Origin of the sequence: Streptomyces sp. NPDC001848 (genome assembly GCF_042891915.1) — a bacterium.
In the GTDB taxonomy this organism is placed as follows: Bacteria; Actinomycetota; Actinomycetes; order Streptomycetales; family Streptomycetaceae; genus Streptomyces.
Genome location: NZ_JBIATP010000001.1, coordinates 167,434 through 183,458, shown reverse-complemented (window position 1 = coordinate 183,458; position 16,025 = coordinate 167,434). Strand labels below are relative to the sequence as shown.

The 16,025-nt window shown below is 70.8% G+C and carries 15 protein-coding genes; 1 reads left to right on the top strand and 14 read right to left on the bottom strand.

What is annotated here, in order from left to right:
- Nucleotides 1-26 precede the first annotated feature (26 nt).
- The gene (gcl, locus tag ACFYZJ_RS00930; protein ID WP_388561443.1) at nucleotides 27-1,766 is read left to right on the top strand and encodes a glyoxylate carboligase; all 1,740 of its coding nucleotides are present in this window, start codon (nucleotides 27-29) and stop codon (nucleotides 1,764-1,766) included.
- Nucleotides 1,767-2,082: 316 nt separating this feature from the next.
- On the opposite strand, the gene ACFYZJ_RS00925 is transcribed toward gcl, so the two are convergent.
- From ACFYZJ_RS00925 to ACFYZJ_RS00860, 14 genes are all read right to left on the bottom strand, one after another.
- Entirely contained in the window at nucleotides 2,083-2,319 is a 237-nt protein-coding gene (locus tag ACFYZJ_RS00925) for a hypothetical protein (protein ID WP_388561441.1), read from the bottom strand.
- Nucleotides 2,320-2,622: 303 nt separating this feature from the next.
- Nucleotides 2,623-3,537: a 2-hydroxy-3-oxopropionate reductase gene (locus ACFYZJ_RS00920; protein ID WP_388561439.1), complete on the bottom strand. Its 915-nt coding sequence runs from the start codon at nucleotides 3,535-3,537 to the stop codon at nucleotides 2,623-2,625.
- A 45-nt stretch (nucleotides 3,538-3,582) separates the two neighbouring features.
- A complete protein-coding gene (locus tag ACFYZJ_RS00915) occupies nucleotides 3,583-4,422 on the bottom strand; it encodes a TIM barrel protein (RefSeq protein WP_388561437.1) in 840 nt (279 codons plus the stop codon).
- Nucleotides 4,423-4,587: 165 nt separating this feature from the next.
- Nucleotides 4,588-5,301, bottom strand: coding sequence for a hypothetical protein (locus tag ACFYZJ_RS00910; protein ID WP_388561435.1), 714 nt, complete (start codon nucleotides 5,299-5,301; stop codon nucleotides 4,588-4,590).
- 30 nt (nucleotides 5,302-5,331) lie between these two features.
- A complete protein-coding gene (locus tag ACFYZJ_RS00905) occupies nucleotides 5,332-5,844 on the bottom strand; it encodes a hypothetical protein (protein WP_388561433.1) in 513 nt (170 codons plus the stop codon).
- Nucleotides 5,841-7,115, bottom strand: a complete 1,275-nt coding sequence (locus ACFYZJ_RS00900) for an MCE family protein (protein ID WP_388561431.1) — start codon at nucleotides 7,113-7,115, stop codon at nucleotides 5,841-5,843. Before ACFYZJ_RS00900 ends, ACFYZJ_RS00905 begins: the two co-directional genes overlap by 4 nt.
- Entirely contained in the window at nucleotides 7,112-8,407 is a 1,296-nt protein-coding gene (locus ACFYZJ_RS00895) for an MCE family protein (RefSeq protein ID WP_388561429.1), read from the bottom strand. The genes ACFYZJ_RS00900 and ACFYZJ_RS00895 overlap by 4 nt, the downstream gene beginning before the upstream one ends.
- A complete protein-coding gene (locus ACFYZJ_RS00890) occupies nucleotides 8,404-9,507 on the bottom strand; it encodes an MCE family protein (protein ID WP_388562192.1) in 1,104 nt (367 codons plus the stop codon). Before ACFYZJ_RS00890 ends, ACFYZJ_RS00895 begins: the two co-directional genes overlap by 4 nt.
- A gap of 20 nt (nucleotides 9,508-9,527) precedes the next feature.
- The gene (locus ACFYZJ_RS00885) at nucleotides 9,528-10,508 is read right to left on the bottom strand and encodes an MCE family protein (protein ID WP_388562190.1); all 981 of its coding nucleotides are present in this window, start codon (nucleotides 10,506-10,508) and stop codon (nucleotides 9,528-9,530) included.
- A gap of 257 nt (nucleotides 10,509-10,765) precedes the next feature.
- A complete protein-coding gene (locus ACFYZJ_RS00880) occupies nucleotides 10,766-11,803 on the bottom strand; it encodes an MCE family protein (protein WP_388561427.1) in 1,038 nt (345 codons plus the stop codon).
- Complete coding sequence (locus ACFYZJ_RS00875; RefSeq protein ID WP_388561425.1) at nucleotides 11,800-13,059, bottom strand: MCE family protein; 1,260 nt, start codon at nucleotides 13,057-13,059, stop codon at nucleotides 11,800-11,802. Before ACFYZJ_RS00875 ends, ACFYZJ_RS00880 begins: the two co-directional genes overlap by 4 nt.
- Nucleotides 13,060-13,063: 4 nt before the next feature.
- Nucleotides 13,064-13,888, bottom strand: coding sequence for an MlaE family ABC transporter permease (locus ACFYZJ_RS00870; protein ID WP_388561423.1), 825 nt, complete (start codon nucleotides 13,886-13,888; stop codon nucleotides 13,064-13,066).
- A gap of 2 nt (nucleotides 13,889-13,890) precedes the next feature.
- Complete coding sequence (locus ACFYZJ_RS00865; protein ID WP_388562188.1) at nucleotides 13,891-14,604, bottom strand: MlaE family ABC transporter permease; 714 nt, start codon at nucleotides 14,602-14,604, stop codon at nucleotides 13,891-13,893.
- 53 nt (nucleotides 14,605-14,657) lie between these two features.
- Nucleotides 14,658-15,584 carry an ABC transporter ATP-binding protein gene (locus tag ACFYZJ_RS00860; RefSeq protein ID WP_388561421.1) on the bottom strand — a complete coding sequence of 309 codons (927 nt, stop codon included), beginning with the start codon at nucleotides 15,582-15,584 and terminating at the stop codon, nucleotides 14,658-14,660.
- Nucleotides 15,585-16,025: the final 441 nt, after the last annotated feature.

The window sequence follows — 16,025 nt, the reverse complement described above, 5'->3', positions numbered from 1 at the left end:
TCCGACAGCCGAAGCAGGAGTACTCCATGGCTCGTATGACCGCTGCCCGCGCGGCAGTCGAGATCCTCAAGCGTGAGGGCGTCCGTGACGCGTTCGGGGTTCCGGGTGCGGCGATCAACCCGTTGTACGCCGCCCTGAAAGCGTCCGGCGGCATCCACCACACCCTGGCCCGCCATGTCGAGGGCGCCTCCCACATGGCGGAGGGCTACACCCGCACCCGCCCCGGCAACATCGGCGTGTGCATAGGAACCTCCGGTCCGGCCGGGACCGACATGATCACCGGGCTCTACTCGGCGACCGGTGACTCCGTCCCGATCCTCTGCATCACCGGCCAGGCCCCGACCACGGTGCTCCACAAGGAGGACTTCCAGGCCGTCGACATCGCGTCGATCGCCGCGCCCGTGACGAAGATGGCCGTCACCGTGCTGGAGGCCGCGCAGGTGCCGGGCGTCTTCCAGCAGGCGTTCCACCTGATGCGCTCCGGTCGTCCCGGTCCCGTCCTCATCGACCTGCCGGTCGACGTCCAGCTCACCGAGATCGAGTTCGACCCGGAGACGTACGAACCCCTGCCGGTCTACAAACCCACCGCGACCCGCGCCCAGATCGAGAAGGCGCTCGCACTGCTGAACGCCTCCGAGCGCCCGCTGATCGTCGCCGGGGGCGGAGTCATCAACGCCGACGCCACCGAACTCCTCGTGCGCTTCGCCGAACTGACGGGCACCCCGGTCGTGCCGACCCTGATGGGCTGGGGAGCCATCCCCGACGACCACGAGCTGCACGCCGGCATGGTCGGCCTGCAGACCTCGCACCGCTACGGCAACGCGACCTTCCTGGAGTCCGACTTCGTCCTCGGCATCGGCAACCGCTGGGCGAACCGCCACACCGGGCGCATCGACGTCTACACCGCCGGGCGGACGTTCGTCCACGTCGACATCGAACCCATGCAGATCGGCAGGATCTTCGCCCCCGACTACGGCATCGCCTCCGACGCGAAGGCGGCTCTGCACCTGTTCGTCGAGGTGGCCGAGGAGCTGAGGCGGGCCGGCAGGATCCCCGACCGCTCCGTCTGGGCCGCCACCGTGCGCGAGAGGAAGGCCCACCTCAAGCGTCGTACGCACTTCGACGACATCCCGATCAAACCGCAGCGTGTCTACGAGGAGATGAACAAGGCCTTCGGCCCCGAGACGCGGTATGTGACGGCGATCGGCCTCTCCCAGATCGCCGGCGCCCAGATGCTGCACGTCTACCGCCCGCGGCACTGGATCAACTGCGGCCAGGCGGGCCCCCTCGGCTGGACGATCCCGGCCGCGCTGGGCGTGGCGAGGGCCGATCCGGAGGCGTCCGTGGTCGCGCTCTCCGGTGACTATGACTTCCAGTTCATGATCGAGGAGTTGGCGGTCGGGGCCCAGCACAGGATCCCGTACATCCACGTGCTCGTGAACAACTCCTACCTCGGCCTGATCCGCCAGGCGCAGCGCGCCTTCGACATGGACTTCCAGGTCAAGCTGGAGTTCGAGAACATCAACTCACCCGAACTGGGCGTCTACGGCGTCGACCACGTCAAGGTCGCCGAGGGCCTCGGCTGCAAGGCGATCCGGGTGACGGACCCGGACGACCTGGCCCCGGCCTTCGAACAGGCCAAGAAGCTCGCCGCGGAGTACCGGGTGCCCGTGGTCGTCGAGGCGATCCTGGAGCGCGTCACCGACATCTCCATGTCGACCACCAACGACATCAGCGACGTCGTCGAGTTCGAGGAGAGCGTTTAGTCGGGGCCGTTCAGGGGGCTGCCCGGGACTGACAACCGGCCGCCGTCCGGAGCGCGCCCGCCGACTGGTCGTCCCGTCGGTGCGCGCCTACCTCGCGGTTGCGTCCCGGTGCTGCTCGTGTGGGGCCACCACGGCCCGCCCCCACGGGCCGTGGTCCTCGGGCTGACGCCCCGGTGGAGCCCGCCGCCCCCGTGTCGGCGAGCCCCACCTGTCGAGAATGTGCCCACCGCCAGGGGCAGTTGAAGCACCTTGACCGGTGTTCAGAGGTTCATTTGAGGGTTGCGTAGACGGTGTACGTCTGTATGCGTACACGCCCTCACTCGATCTCGTGCTCCGACAGCCCCGGCCAGTCCTCGGGCCCGCCGCCCTGCCACTCGACCAAGTCGCTCTCCTCGACCTCGATCCGGTCCAGGTCGGCCAGGCGCAGGATCTCTATGACGTCGTCCAGGTGGGAGGCGATCCCGAGGGTCACGTCGCCCTCGGTGACTCGCCGGGACCCGTCCAGCGCCGGGGCGTGGACCACGATGTGCGGATGCTGCGGTGACTGTTCCATGGGTTCAGCCTCCTTCGGCGGCGCCGGATCCGCACGCCGGTACACGCAGAGCGCCGGATACGAAACGATGCGTATCCGGCGCTCCGGTGGTGGCGGGAGTCACGGCGGACGCGACGGCTCCGGGACGTCCCTCTCAGGCCGAGAGGCAGGCCCAGGACCTTCACCACCGCACTGGCTCGCGGAACGCCGCGGCCCCCGCCTGTCCTTGGTCCCACGTGGGGTGCGGGACGGTTCCGGGCCGCGGCGGCGCCTGGGCGCGACAGGACAAGTGTCGGCGCCGCCGCGGCCCGGAAGCTCTCGGGCTCAGACCTGGGCGCCCGACAGGCGCTCCACGCCTCGCAGCAGGGCCGAGTGGTCCAGGTCGCCGTCGCCTTGTGCGCGCAGACTCGCCAGCAGTTGGGCGACCACCGCGCCCACCGGCAGGGCGGCGCCGACCGTGCGGGCCGCGTCCGTGACGATGCCCATGTCCTTGTGGTGCAGGTCGACACGGAAGCCCGGCTTGAAGTCGCGGCGGAGGAAGGTGTCCTTCTTGCGGGTCAGCACGGTGGAGCCCGCGAGTCCGCCGGCCAGGACGTCGAGGGCCGCCCTCAGGTCCACACCCGACTTCTCCAGGAAGACCACGGCCTCGGCGCACGCCTGGATGTTCACGGCGACGATGAGCTGGTTGGCGGCCTTCACGGTCTGGCCCGAGCCGTGCGGGCCGCACAGCACGATGGTCCGGCCCAGGGCCTCGAAGATGGGCCTCGCCTCGTCGAAGTCGGCCCGGTCGCCACCGACCATGATCGACAGTACCGCCTCGATCGCGCCGGCCTCGCCGCCCGACACCGGGGCGTCGAGCACCCGGATGCCCTTCCGCCTGCCGGCCGCGGCCAGGTCGACCGAGGTCTGCGGGGTGATCGAGGACATGTCGATCAGCAGGGCACCGGGGCGGGCGTTCTCCAGGATGCCGTCCGGGCCGTACGCCACCGCCTCGACCTGCGGGGACGCCGGCACCATCGTGATGATCACGTCAGCATCCCGCACGGCCTCGGCGACGGATCCGGCGGCGGTGCCGCCCGAGGCGGCCAGGCGGTCCAGCTTGTCCCGCTCCAGCGTGTAGCCGGTGACGTCGTAGCCGGCCTTGATCAGGTTCTCGGACATGGGGGAGCCCATGATGCCGAGGCCTATCCACGCGATCGCCGGGCGGGCCGGGCGGGAAGGAGCTGCGGGTGTGCTCATGAGGGGTGCCTCTCTCACGCTTGCGATACGTCTGCGGGTCGCTGTTCAGCGCGCGGCCCGGGCCTGGACCGGTAGCCAGCCGAAGTTCTCCGCGCTCGGGCCGTCGCCGGGCTTGTACTCCAGCCCCACCCACCCCTCGTAACCGGCCTTCCTCAGCCGGTCGAGCAGGTCCTCCAGCGGCAGCGTCCCCGTGCCCGGCGCGCCACGGCCCGGGGTGTCGGCGATCTGGACGTGACCCGTCCGGTCCGCGTACCGCTCGATCACCTGCGACAGGTCCTCGCCGTTCCTGGACAGGTGGTAGAGGTCCATCAGGAAGCGCGCATTGCCCAGTCCGGTCGCCTGGTTGACCCTGTCGACCACCTCGACGGCGGCCGGCGCGGACACCAGCGGGTACAGCGGCGACTCGGGCTTGTTCAGGGCCTCGATCAGGAGCGTGGCGCCGATCCGGTCGGCCGCCCGCGCCGCGAGGACCAGGTTCTCCAGTGCGAGCGCGTCCTGCTCGGCCGGGTCGACGCCGTCGACGCGGTTGCCGTACAGGGCGTTGAGCGCACCGCAGCCCAGCGACTCGGCGAAGCCGGCCACCACGTCGACGTTCGCCCGGAACTTCGCCGACTCCTCACCGGGCACGGACAGGGCGCCGCGGTCCGGGCCCGGCAGCCGGCCGGCGTAGAAGTTCAGACCCGTGAGACGTACTCCCGCGTCCTCGATCGCCTTCCTCAGCAAGTCCAGTGCGGACCGTTCGGGGACGGGGGAGTCGACCCAGGGCCACCACAGCTCGACCGCGGTGAAGCCGGCCGCCGCGGCGGCCGCCGGGCGGTCCAGGAGCGGGAGTTCCGTGAAGAGGATCGACAGGTTGACGGTGTAGCGGTGGTCTGAGAATCCCATCGGTATGGCGCTCTCTGCCGGGCTGGACTGGGCTGGACTTTCGTATTGTGGAATTTGTTTTTTGCTACTCGGAAAGGCTGCCTCTCCGGGTCGTCACTGTCAAGAGCGCGCACGAAAAGTGCCCCCCACGCGGACCGCGCGGGGGGCACAGGGCGAGGGCGGGAATCACAGGGCGTCGACGGCGCTCACCTTCCAGCCCGTGGAGGTGCGGGTGAGGGTCATGCGCACCCGGTTGAGATCCAGACGCGATCCCGACACCTGGGTGCTCTGCGTGCTCTGGTCGACGAACAGCAGAACGACCGCCTCGTCGGGCGCGGCCGACACCACCGAGGCCGCCGCCACCGTCGCCCTCACCACGCCGTGGTACTTCGCCGCCGTCGGACCGACCACCGTCTTCGTGGTCTTCAGGTACTGGTCACGGAAGGCACCGGTCAGATGGCCGCGGGCCCGGGCGAAGTCCTGGTCCAGGTGCCGGTAGTCGTACGACAGCACGACCGGCGCGGCCTTCCGGGCGGCCGCCAGCGCCTGACTCCGTGCCTGGTCCGCCCGCCGGCCCTCCCGGTACTGCCATCCGAGGACGGCCACGGCGACCAGGCCCGCCACGAGCACGACACACAGCGCCGCGGTCAGCAGCCTGCGTCCGCGTGCGGGCCCCGGCGTGAGCTGCTCCGGCTCCTCCTCGGCGCTCGGCTCGGGAGGGTCGTCCCAGCCGTCGGGGCGTTCGATCAGCACCGTGCGCGAGGAGGGCCGCCCCTCGCGGCCCTCGGGGACCTCGCGTTCCGACCGTGCGGAGCGCTTGGCCGCCGCGCGTGCGGCCGCGGTGAGGGCGCGTCGGGTGGTGGTTCCGGCGCCGCGCGCTTTCGTGGTCGGGTTCGCCATGGTCTGTCTCCTCAACTGTGCTGGCGTGGGTCAGCCCACGAACTCGACGTCGGAGGTCAGCCAGCGCCCGTGCTCGCGCACGAGGTCGAGCTGCAGCCGGTAGGTGCGCGCCTGCCCCTCGGGCGCGGCGGTGTTGGTCACCTTGCTGTCGGCGACCACCAGGACCCGGGCCGAGTCGGCGTCGGAGCGGACGATGCCCGCCTCGAGGACCTGCCCCTCGGACACCGACTTGTTCTGGGCGACGAGCTTCGTCAACTGCGCGGTCTGCGCGGCGAACTCCTTCTTGAACTCCCCGGTCGCGCCCTTCAGTACGTTCCCGCTGTCCCGGTCGTAGTGCCGGTAGTCGAGCGAGGTGAAGTTCAGCGCCGACTGGCGGGCCGCCGCCAGGACCTCCTGCCGGCGCTGGTCGGCCGTGCGCTGGTCGGCGAGGCGCAGGCCCAGCCAGACGGACAGCACGGTCGTCAGCACGGTGGCGGCCACGAGCCCGGCGGAGAGCATCCGCGAGCGCCCCCACCTCGTGACGCGCAAGCGCCCCCATCTCATGACATCGGTCCGACCAGCAGCCATTGCCACGACTCCTTTCCGAAGACGGTCTGTTCGCCGCCCGCCGAGCCGATCTCGACGGGCCTCCCGTCCGGGCCGGTGGCGGCTCCGGTCTCCGGGTCGTACGGGGTGACGTACGCGGCCTGGTTCGCGCCGCCGTAACCCGGCGCTGCGCCGGGGGCGTTCTGCGCGCCCCGCACCGAGGTCTTGCCGCCGCGCGGCGCCGTGCAGTGGGCGCCGGTGTTCGCCGGGCGCGTTCCGGTGTCCGAGGGGTCGCGCCGCGCCGTTCCGTATCCCTGGGTGCAAGGCGGCGGATCGCCGGCGTTCACGACGAGCCCGAAGTGGAAGGTGCCGTCCCCGGGCACGACGGTGTAGCTGCCCGCGACATTGACCGGGAGGGTGACAAGTGCCTGCTCCAGCCCGGGCAGCCGGGCGACGGTGACCTGACCGCCGCTGATCAGGTTGGCCAGCAGGACCGGCAGGGTCGGCCGGGTGGACCGCAGCAGGGAGTCCACCTCCTGCGCGGCGGGCGCCGCGTTGCCCACGACCCGGCGCAGGTCCCCGTCGCTCGCCTTCAACTGCGCGGTGAGCGCGGCCAGATCACGGGAGAACGACTTGATCGCCGACCCCTTGTCGGCCTGCGTCTTGAGCACCTTCCGCGAGTCCTCGATCAGCGACACCGTCTGCGGGAGCGAGTCGGACGCCGACTCGACCAGCTGGTTGCCGGAATCCACCAGACGGCTCAGGTTCGGTCCGGTGCCGGCGAACGCCTTGCCCAACTCGTCGACGGTGGTGCGCAGGTCGTCCTTGCCGACGGAGTTCACCAGCCGGTCCAGGCTGAGCACGAGATCGGTGACCGGCAGCGGCACCCGGGTGCGGCTGCGCGGGATCGGGCTGCCGTCCATCAGGTAGGGACCGCCGGAGCGCCGGGGTTGCAGATCGACGTACTGCTCACCCACCGCCGACCGGTCTGCGACCACCGCCAGGGTGTCGGCGGGGATCCTCGGGGTGCCCCCCTTGATGTCCAGGGCCACCGACACCCCCGAGCCGTCCAGCCGCATGGCGCCCACCCGGCCCACCGGCACCCCGCGGTAGGTGACCTCGGCGCCGGTGAAGATGCCGCCCGACTCGGGGAAGTCGGCGGTGACGGTGTAGCCCCGGCCGAGCACGTCGTCCGCCAGCCCGGTGTACTCGGCGCCGACGTACGACACCCCGAGCGCGGTGACCGCGGCGAAGGCGAGCAGCTGGGCCTTGACCATACGGGTGATCACGGCTGTATCCCCTTCAGCATCAGCTCGGCGAGCGCGAGGTCGATCCCCGGCGGCAGCGGGCGCGCCGCGTCGGACGTGCCGTAGCTCGCGGTGCACACCGGCGGGCACAGCACACCGCCGCCGCCCGTGGGCGCGGAGGGGGTGGCCGACGGCTTCGGCACCTTCGGCAGACCGGGCGCGCTGGGCAGCGCGGTGGGCACCGGCACCGGCACGCTCGGCAGACCGGGAAGGGACGGTGTCGGAACCGGCTGTTTCCCGGATCCGCCGCTCTTGCCGCCCTTGCCGGGCTGATCGGCGAGGTTGCCGTACAGGTCTGCCAGGTTGAGATCGGCGGTGATCTTCAGGTTGACGTAGTCGCCCTTGACGGCGTCGACCACGTTGCGCGGGAACGGGTATGTCGTCAGCAGCTCAAGGGAGTTCGGCAGGTCGTCGCCCGCCTTGTTGAGCTGTTGGAGGATCGGCTGGAGTTCCTTCAGGTTGGCGACGGTGTCGTCCCGCGAGGCGTTGACGACCCGCGTGCCGGTCGTGCCGAGCTGGGACAGCGCGGTGAGCATCTTCGTCAGGTCGCGCCGCTGGTCGGCCAGTACCTTCAGGGCGGGCGGGATCGTGTCGACGGCCTGGGCGATCGTCTCCTTCTCCGTGCCGAGCCGCTTGGCCAGCCGGTCGATGCCCTTGAGCGCGCGGACGATGTCCGAGCGCTGCCGGTCCAGGCCGCCGAGGAACGTGTCGAGCTGTTTCAGCAGTGACCTGACCCTGGTCTCACGGCCGTCCAGGGCCTTGTTGAGCTCCACGGTGATCGTCTTGAGCTGGGCCACACCGCCGCCGTTGAGGAGCGCGGACAGGGCGGACAGCACTTCCTCGATCTCCGGGTTGCGGCCGCTGCGGGACAGCGGGATCACGGCGCCGTCCCGGAGCCGGCCCACGGAGGCGGTACCGGTCGGCGCGGACAGCGCGACGTACTTCTCGCCGAGCATGCTGGTCTGCGCGATGTCGGCGACCGCGTTGGCGGGCAGCTTAACCGAGTCGGCCACCCGCAGCCGCACCCGCGCGTGCCAGCCGTCCAGCTCGACCTTCTCGACGGCGCCCACGGTGACGTCGTTGACCTTGACCGCCGACTGCGGCACCAGGTCGAGGACGTCCCGGAACTCCACCGTGACGTGGTAGGCGTGCCCGTCGGAGGCGGCACCTCCGGGCAGCGGGATGTCGTACCAGCCGTTGAAGGCGCACCCGGACAGCAGCAGCGAACCCGCCGCCGTCCACGCGACCGTCCGGCCCGTGTGCCGCGCGCTCATGCCGCACCCCCGAGGATTCCGCCGAGGGTCCGGTCGACCGTGCCCGTGCCCACGGGGGCGGCAGGAAGCTTGGGCAGTGAGTCGAAGAGCTTGTGCAGCTGTGCGCAGTCGGGGTTCCTGCCGCCCGCGTCGCCGGTGGTCTTCAGCAGGGAGCAGAGCAGGGACGCCGGGTCCTGCGGAGCCTGGGCGTTGTTGCGGGTGTCGAGGGTGCCGGCGGACGGGTTGTAGGCGTTCTGCAGGTTCGACAGGCCGGTCGGGGCGACGTCCAGCAGCTCCTGAAGCGCGGCCCGTTGGGTGACCAGCACCTGAGTGACCTTGCTGAGTCCCGCGACGTCCGAGGTCAGTGCCGCCTTGTTGTGCTTCACGAAGGCGGAGACGTCGGCGAGCGCCGTGCCCAGGTACTTCAGCGCCGCCGCGAGGTCCTGGCGCTCCCCGGCGAGCTGCCCCGCCACCTCGGCGAGGTTGTCGTTGAACGACCGCACGCTCTGGTCGTCGGCCGCCAGCGCCGCCGTGAACACCTGGAGGTTGCGTACGGTGCCGAACAGGTCGCCCCGGCCGTCGGACAGCGTGGTGACAGCCTGGGAGAGGTCCTCGACGGCCTGGTTGAGGTTCGTGCCCTGGCCCTTGAGGTTGTCCGCGCTCACCCCGAGCAGTCGTGACAGCGAGCCGTCCTTGTTGGCGCCCTTCGGGCCGAGCGCCTCGGCCGTGGTGTGCAGGCTGTCGAAGATCCGGTCCAGCTCGACCGGGACGGCCGTGCGCGACTCGGGGATGACGGCGCCGTCCGCAAGCACCGGGCCGTTGCGGTAGACCGGCAGCAGCTGCACGTAACGGTCGCTGACCACCGACGAGTTGATGATCGCGGCCTGGGCGCCCGCGGGGACCTTCCGCCCCGCGTCGTACTCCAGGTCCACCCGCACCCGGTCACCCTGGGGCGTGATCTTCTTGACCTCGCCGATACGGACGCCGAGGACACGGACGTCGGAGCCGGGGTAGATGCCGACGGTGCGCGGGAAGTACGCCGTGACGCGGACCGTACGCGGGTGCGGCCACAGCACGACGGCGAGGACGGCGACCACCGCGAGCACGGTGAGCAGGGCCAGGGCCTGCCGGAAGCGTGTGTTCACTGGGAGCCTCCCGTGCGCGGCACCACCGGGGCGGCGACCAGGTTCTGGACGTAGGAGTCGAACCAGCGGCCGTTGCCGAGGGTGTTGGTGAACAGCCGGACGTAGGGCGCGAGCAGGCTGACGCTGCGGTCCAGGCTCGCCTGGTTGCGCTCCAGCATCCGGACGAACGTGTTGAGGTTCTGCAGCGCGGGCCCGATCTCCTTCCGGTTGTCGTCGACCAGGCCCGACAGTTCGATGCCCAGCGCCGCCGACGTCTTGAGAAGGGTGTGGATCGCCGCGCGCCGTGCGCTGATCTCCTGGAGGAGCTTGTCGCCGTCCTTCACCAGCGCGGAGAAGTCCTTGGTGTGCTGGGCCAGCACCCCGGTGACCCCGTTCGCGTGCTTCAGGAGGTCACCGAGGGCCTGGTCGCGCGAGGCGATCGTCCGGGAGATCCGGGACAGCCCCTGAATGGAGGCCCGCACCTCGGCGGGGGAGTCCTGGAAGGTGGTGGAGATGGTGTCCAGGGCCTTCGCCAGCCGCTGCGTGTCCACCTTCTCCGTCGTGGTGGTCAGATCGCTGAACGCCTGTACGACGTCGTACGCCGACACCGTCCGCCCGATCGGGATCTCGCCGCCCGGCTTCAGCCGGCCGGGCCCCTTCGGGTACAGCGCCAGGTACTTCGCGCCCAGGATCGTCTTCACCCGGATCGCGGCGGTCGTCGCGGTGCCCATCGCCGGGTCACCCTTGATCTTGAACGTCACCTTCACGTGGTCGCCGTCGAGGTCGACGCCCTCCACCTTGCCGACCTTGACGCCGGCGATCCGCACCTCGTCGCCCGGTTTGAGTCCGCCCGCCTCGGAGAAGGCCGCGCCGTACGTCTCGCCGTCGCCGATCAGCGGCAGGCTGTCGGCGTTGAACGCGGCGAGGGTCAGCAGGGCGAGGACGGTGAGGCCCACGGCGCCGACCACGACGGGGTTGCGCTCGCGGAAGGGCTTCAGGCGGGGGCGCCGCAGCCGGATCGCGGGCAGCTTCGGCGGCAGGACGTGCACCTTCACCAGGGGTTCCGGGCCCCGGGTCCGGCGCGGCAGAGGGCGGGGCCTCGGCAGCCTCGGGGGGAGGACGTGCACCTTCACGAGAGGTTCCGGGCGGCTCGGCCTGCGGGGCAGCAGCCGGACCGTCGGCAGCTTCGGGGGCAGGACCCGCACCTTCACCAGGGGCTCGGGGCGCCGGGTCCTCCGGGGAGTGACGGGCGTCCTCATGCGCCGCACCTCGCCTGCGCCACATGGAAGTCGGGGGTGATGACCTGCTTCGTCTTCGGCAGCACGATCCGGCCGTCGAAGTCGCAGAGGTAGAAGTTGAACCACGAGCCGTACGACGCCGTCCCCGTCAGCGCGTTCAGCTTGTTCGGCAGCCGCTGCAGCACACCCTCCACGGTCTTCTCGTTCCTGTTCAGCGTTCCGGTGAGCCGGTTCAGCCCGGCGATGTCGTCCTTCAGCGGCGGACGCGCGTCCTGCAGCAGCCCCGAGGTGGCCTCGGTCAGGTCGCCGATGCTCACCAGGGAGTCCCCGATGGGCTTGCGGTCGGCGGACAGCCCGGAGACCACGCGCCGCAGCTGGGTGATCAGCTCGGAGAAGCGCGCGCCCCGCTTGTCGAGCGTGTCCAGCACGGTGTTGAGGTTGTCGATCACCGAGCCGATCAGCTGGTCCCGGTCGGCGAGGGTCGTGGTGAGCGACGCCGTGTGCGCGAGCAGGCTGTTCACGGTGGAGCCCTCGCCCTGCAGGGTCTGGATGATCTCGGTGGCCAGCTGGTTGACGTCGTTCGGGCTGAGCGCGGCGAACAGCGGCTTGAAGCCGTTCAGCAGCGCGTTGAGGTCCAGCGCCGGCTGGGTCCTCGACAGCGGGATGGTGCCGCCGGGCCGCAGCCGGGTGCCGTCGCCCGCGCCCTCGGTCAGCGCGATGTACCGCTGACCGACCAGATTCCGGTAGCGGACGACCGCGTGGGTGCTGGTGAGCAGCGGGCGGTCCGCCGCCACGGTGAAGGTGACCTCCGCCAGCGTCCGGTCCTTGATCCGGATGCCCTCGACCTGACCGACCCGCACCCCCGCCACCCGGATGTCGTCGCCGTTCTCCAAGCCGGTGACGTCGCTGAACACCGCGTGGTAGGTGTCCTTGGGGGTGAAGGAGACGTTGACGATGGTGGCCGCGAGCAGGGCCGTCGCCGCGATCGTCACCAGCGCGAACAGGCCGAACTTGATCAGCGGCGCGGCGGTCTGCCGCGCTCCTGCCGTCCTCATGCGACGCTCACCGCCGTTCCGCGGGCCAGCGGCCCGAACAGCAGGGTCGCCACGGGCGGCACCTGATCGGCGGGCACGCCCATGACGGGAGCCACGAGCGAGCCGACGGCCCGCTGTTCGGCCCGGGTGGCGGACACGTCGACACCTCCGGGAAGAGCGCCGCCGCCCGAACCACCGGACGACGTGCCGTCGTTGAGCTTGGGTTTCGGCGCGGGCACCTGCGGATGGGGCACGCCCCGGCAGTCGGGCCCCGACCGGTCCGCGTAGCGCGGCTCCTCGCCGGGCTGGTACGCGCCCTGCGGACGGACGACCTCCAGGGTGATCCGCATCTCGCCGCCCCGGAACGCGTCCTCCGACGCCTGTTCCTCATGGACCAGGCCCTGCAGGAGGCAGGGGTACTCGGGGGAGTAGCGGGCGAACAGCTCCAGTGTGGGGCGGGAGACCCGGCCGAGGGTGATCAGCCGGTCGCCGTTCTCGTCGAAGAAGTCCCGCCCGGTGCCCGCGACGGTCGCGGTGGTGCGCAGCGCGGCGGCCAGCTGGTCCTTCTTCTCGACGAGGGTGCGGCTGGTGGTGACGGTGTTGCGCAGGACCGCCATCAGATCGGGTGCCGCGTCCCCGTACACCTGAGCGACGTCGGCGAGACGCGAGATGTCCTCCTGCAGGGACGGCAGATGCGGATCGAGGCGCCGCAGATACGCCTCCACCCGGGTCAGGTTGTCCCCGATGCGGTCGCCGCGGCCCTCCAGCGCGGTGGCGAACGCCGAGAGCGTGGCGTTGAGTTCGCCGGGCTGGACGGTGCGCAGCAGCGGCAGCAGGTCGTTCATCAGCTGCTGCACCTCGATGCCGACCTTGGTGCGGTCCTGGGTGATGACGTCCCCGGCGCGGATGGGCCGGGCCGACGACTGCGCAGAGCCGGCGGGCGGCACCAGGTCGACGTACTTCTCGCCGAACAGCGTCTTGGGCAGCAGCCGGGCGTGCACGTCGGACGGGATGAACGTGACGTACTGCGGCTTGAGCGCGAGGTCGAGCGTCGCCTTGGTGCCGTCCGCGTGCACCGCGCGCACCTCGCCCACCAGCAGCCCGCGCAGCTTGACGTCGGCGCGCGGCTCCAGCTGGTTGCCGAGGCTGTCGGCCTGGAGCGTCACGCGCACCACGGAGGTGAACGCCTGCTGGTAGACCGCCACCGCCAGCGACAGCAGCAGCCCCAGCACGGCGATGAACGCGACGCCGTACAAACGAAGTCTCCACACTCTCACCGGCTCACCCCGCGATCCGTACGGTCGTGTTGGCGCCCCAGATCGCGAGGCTCAGGAAGAAGTCCAGGACGTTGATCGCCACGATGGAGGTGCGCACCGCCCGGCCCACCGCGACCCCGACCCCGGCGGGGCCGCCGCTCGCGTGGTAGCCGTAGTAGCAGTGCACCAGGATGATCAGGACCGCGAACACGATCACCTTGCCGAACGACCACAGCACGTCGACGGGCGGCAGGTACTGGTGGAAGTAGTGGTCGTACGTGCCCGTCGACTGCCCGTAGTAGCCGGTCGTGATGGTGCGGGCGGCGAGGTACGACGACAGCAGCCCGATCACGTACAGCGGGATCACGGCGACGAATCCGGCGATCATCCGCGTCGTCACCAGGAACGGCAGCGAGGGCACGCCCATCACCTCCAGCGCGTCGGTCTCCTCGCTGATCCGCATCGCGCCGAGCTGCGCGGTGAAGCCCGCGCCGACCGTCGCGGACAGGGCGAGCCCGGCCACCAGCGGGGCGATCTCCCGGGTGTTGAAGTACGCCGACAGGAACGCCACGAAGTTGGAGGTGCCGAGCTGGTTGAGGGCCGCGTAGCCCTGCAGGCCCACCTCGGTGCCGGTGAAGAACGACATGAAGGCGATCACGCCGACCGTGCCGCCGACGACGGCGAGCGCGCCCCGGCCGAAGCTCACCTCGGCGAGCAGCCGCAGGATCTCCTTCTTGTAACGGCGCAGGGTGCGGCCGGTCCACGCCAGGGAACGGCCGTAGAAGGAGAGTTGCGAGCCGAGGTCTTCCAGGGAGCGCAGGGGGCGTTCGAGGAGTCTTTGAGGGCGCATGGCTAACCCCTCTGCGGGACGACCTGGAAGTACACCGCGGTCATCACGAAGTTCGTCACGAACAGCAACATGAAGGTGATCACCACCGACTGGTTGACGGCGTCCCCGACGCCCTTCGGGCCGCCCTTCGCGTTGAGCCCCTTGTACGAGGCGACGATCGCGGCGATGGCTCCGAACACCAGCGCCTTGATCTCGGCCGCCCACAGGTCGGACAGCTGGGCGAGGGTGGTGAACGACGCCAGGTACGCGCCCGGCGTTCCGTTCTGGAGGACGACGTTGAAGAAATAGCCGCCGGCCACACCGACGACCGACACCAGCCCGTTGAGCAGGACGGCCACCACCATGGACGCCAGCACCCGGGGGACGACGAGCCGGTGGATCGGGTCGATGCCGAGCACCTGCATCGCGTCGATCTCCTCACGGATCTTGCGCGCCCCGAGGTCCGCGCAGATCGCGGTGCCGCCCGCGCCCGCGATCAGCAGCGCGGTGACGATCGGCGACGCCTCGCGCAGCACGGCCAGCACCGAGGCGGCACCGGAGAACGACTGCGCGCCGAGCTGCCGCGTCAGGCTGCCGATCTGCAGGGCGATGACCGCCCCGAAGGGGATCGACACCAGTGCCGTGGGCAGGATCGTGACACTCGCGACGAACCACGCCTGCTGGATGAACTCCCGCGCCTGGAACGGCCGTCGCGGCAGCGTCCGTACGACGTCCAGGGCCAGCGCGAACAGGTTGCCCGAGTGGCGCAGCGGCGCGGTGGGGGACAGGCTCATGCGTCGGCGGCCTCCTTCCGGTGCAGTGCGGCCTCCCGCCGGGCGATGGCCTCCCAGCGGGGCGGGCGGGTGATGCCCGGGCCCGGCAGCAGCCGGGGCGTCAGCTCCTGCGGGGTGCTGTCACCCAGCTCCGCCAGCTCCTGCTCGACCTGGGCGGCGTCCTTCTCCTCCGCCATGCCGATGGGCCCCTGCATCCGGCCGTTCAGGAACTGGCGCACCACGGGCTCGTCACTGGTCAGCAGCTGCTCGCGCGGCCCGAACATGACCAGTTCGCGGCGGAACAGCAGCCCGATGTTGTCGGGGACCTGGCGGGCCGAGGCGATGTCGTGGGTGACGATCAGGAAGGTGGCGCCGGTCTGTGCGTTGAGGTCGACGATGAGCTGGTTGAGGTAGGCCACGCGCACCGGGTCGAGGCCCGAGTCCGGCTCGTCGAACAGGATGATCTCCGGGTCGAGCACCAGCGCCCGGGCGAGCCCGGCCCGCTTGCGCATACCGCCGGAGATCTCACCGGGCAGTTTCCCCTCGGCGCCGAGCAGACCGACCATGTCCATCTTCTCCAGCACGATCCGCCGGATCTCGGACTCGGACTTGCGGGTGTGCTCGCGCAGCGGGAAGGCGATGTTGTCGTAGAGGTTCATCGAGCCGAACAGCGCGCCGTCCTGGAACAGCACCCCGAACAGCTTCCGCACCTCGTACAGCTCGCGCTCGCGCAGCCTGGTGATGTCCCGGTCCGCGACCTTCACCGAGCCGCGGTCGGGTCTGAGCAGCCCGACGAGTGTCTTGAGGAACACGGACTTGCCCGTCCCCGAGGGGCCGAGCATCACCGAGACCTCCCCGGCGGGCAGCGTCAGCGAGACGTCCTGCCAGATGACCTGGTGACCGAAGGACTTGGTCAGCCCCTCCACACAGATCTCGACACCCATCCGCGCTCCACCCTTCGCCCGCGTGAGCAGCTCCGACATCTGCTCTACGGGGAGGGGTGGGGCGTCCGTCGCTCGGAAGCGGCAGTTTTTTCGGACGCGTGGACGGGGCCGGGGGCGCGGTTCCTACGGCACCGGTGTGGGCCGGCCCTGCGGCAGCTTCACGGAAGGCGTGCTCGGGGTGGGCACGGGCAGTGAGGCGGACGGTGGGGACGGAGTGCCCGACGGGACCGGCGGAAGTGACGGGACGGCGGACGGGACCGGCAGGTTCGGCACGGTGGGTACCGCGCTCACGCCGGGGACGCCGGGCGCCGACAACCCCGGAAGTGGGGCCGAGGAGACCTCCGGTCCTACGGCACCGGTGTGGGCCGGCCCTGCGGCAGCTTCACGGAAGGCGTGCTCGGGGTGGGCACGGGCAGTGAGGCGGACGGTGGGGACGGAGTG

Coding starts and splice junctions, on each gene's coding strand:
- ACFYZJ_RS00860 (WP_388561421.1), bottom strand. CDS start 15,584: ATGGGTGTCGAGATCTGTGTGGAGGGGCTGACCAAGTCCTTCGGTCAC.
- ACFYZJ_RS00870 (WP_388561423.1), bottom strand. CDS start 13,888: ATGCGCCCTCAAAGACTCCTCGAACGCCCCCTGCGCTCCCTGGAAGAC.
- ACFYZJ_RS00925 (WP_388561441.1), bottom strand. CDS start 2,319: ATGGAACAGTCACCGCAGCATCCGCACATCGTGGTCCACGCCCCGGCG.
- ACFYZJ_RS00910 (WP_388561435.1), bottom strand. CDS start 5,301: ATGGCGAACCCGACCACGAAAGCGCGCGGCGCCGGAACCACCACCCGA.
- ACFYZJ_RS00915 (WP_388561437.1), bottom strand. CDS start 4,422: ATGGGATTCTCAGACCACCGCTACACCGTCAACCTGTCGATCCTCTTC.
- ACFYZJ_RS00905 (WP_388561433.1), bottom strand. CDS start 5,844: ATGAGATGGGGGCGCTTGCGCGTCACGAGGTGGGGGCGCTCGCGGATG.
- ACFYZJ_RS00920 (WP_388561439.1), bottom strand. CDS start 3,537: ATGAGCACACCCGCAGCTCCTTCCCGCCCGGCCCGCCCGGCGATCGCG.
- ACFYZJ_RS00880 (WP_388561427.1), bottom strand. CDS start 11,803: ATGAGGACGGCAGGAGCGCGGCAGACCGCCGCGCCGCTGATCAAGTTC.
- ACFYZJ_RS00895 (WP_388561429.1), bottom strand. CDS start 8,407: ATGAGCGCGCGGCACACGGGCCGGACGGTCGCGTGGACGGCGGCGGGT.
- gcl (WP_388561443.1), top strand. CDS start 27: ATGGCTCGTATGACCGCTGCCCGCGCGGCAGTCGAGATCCTCAAGCGT.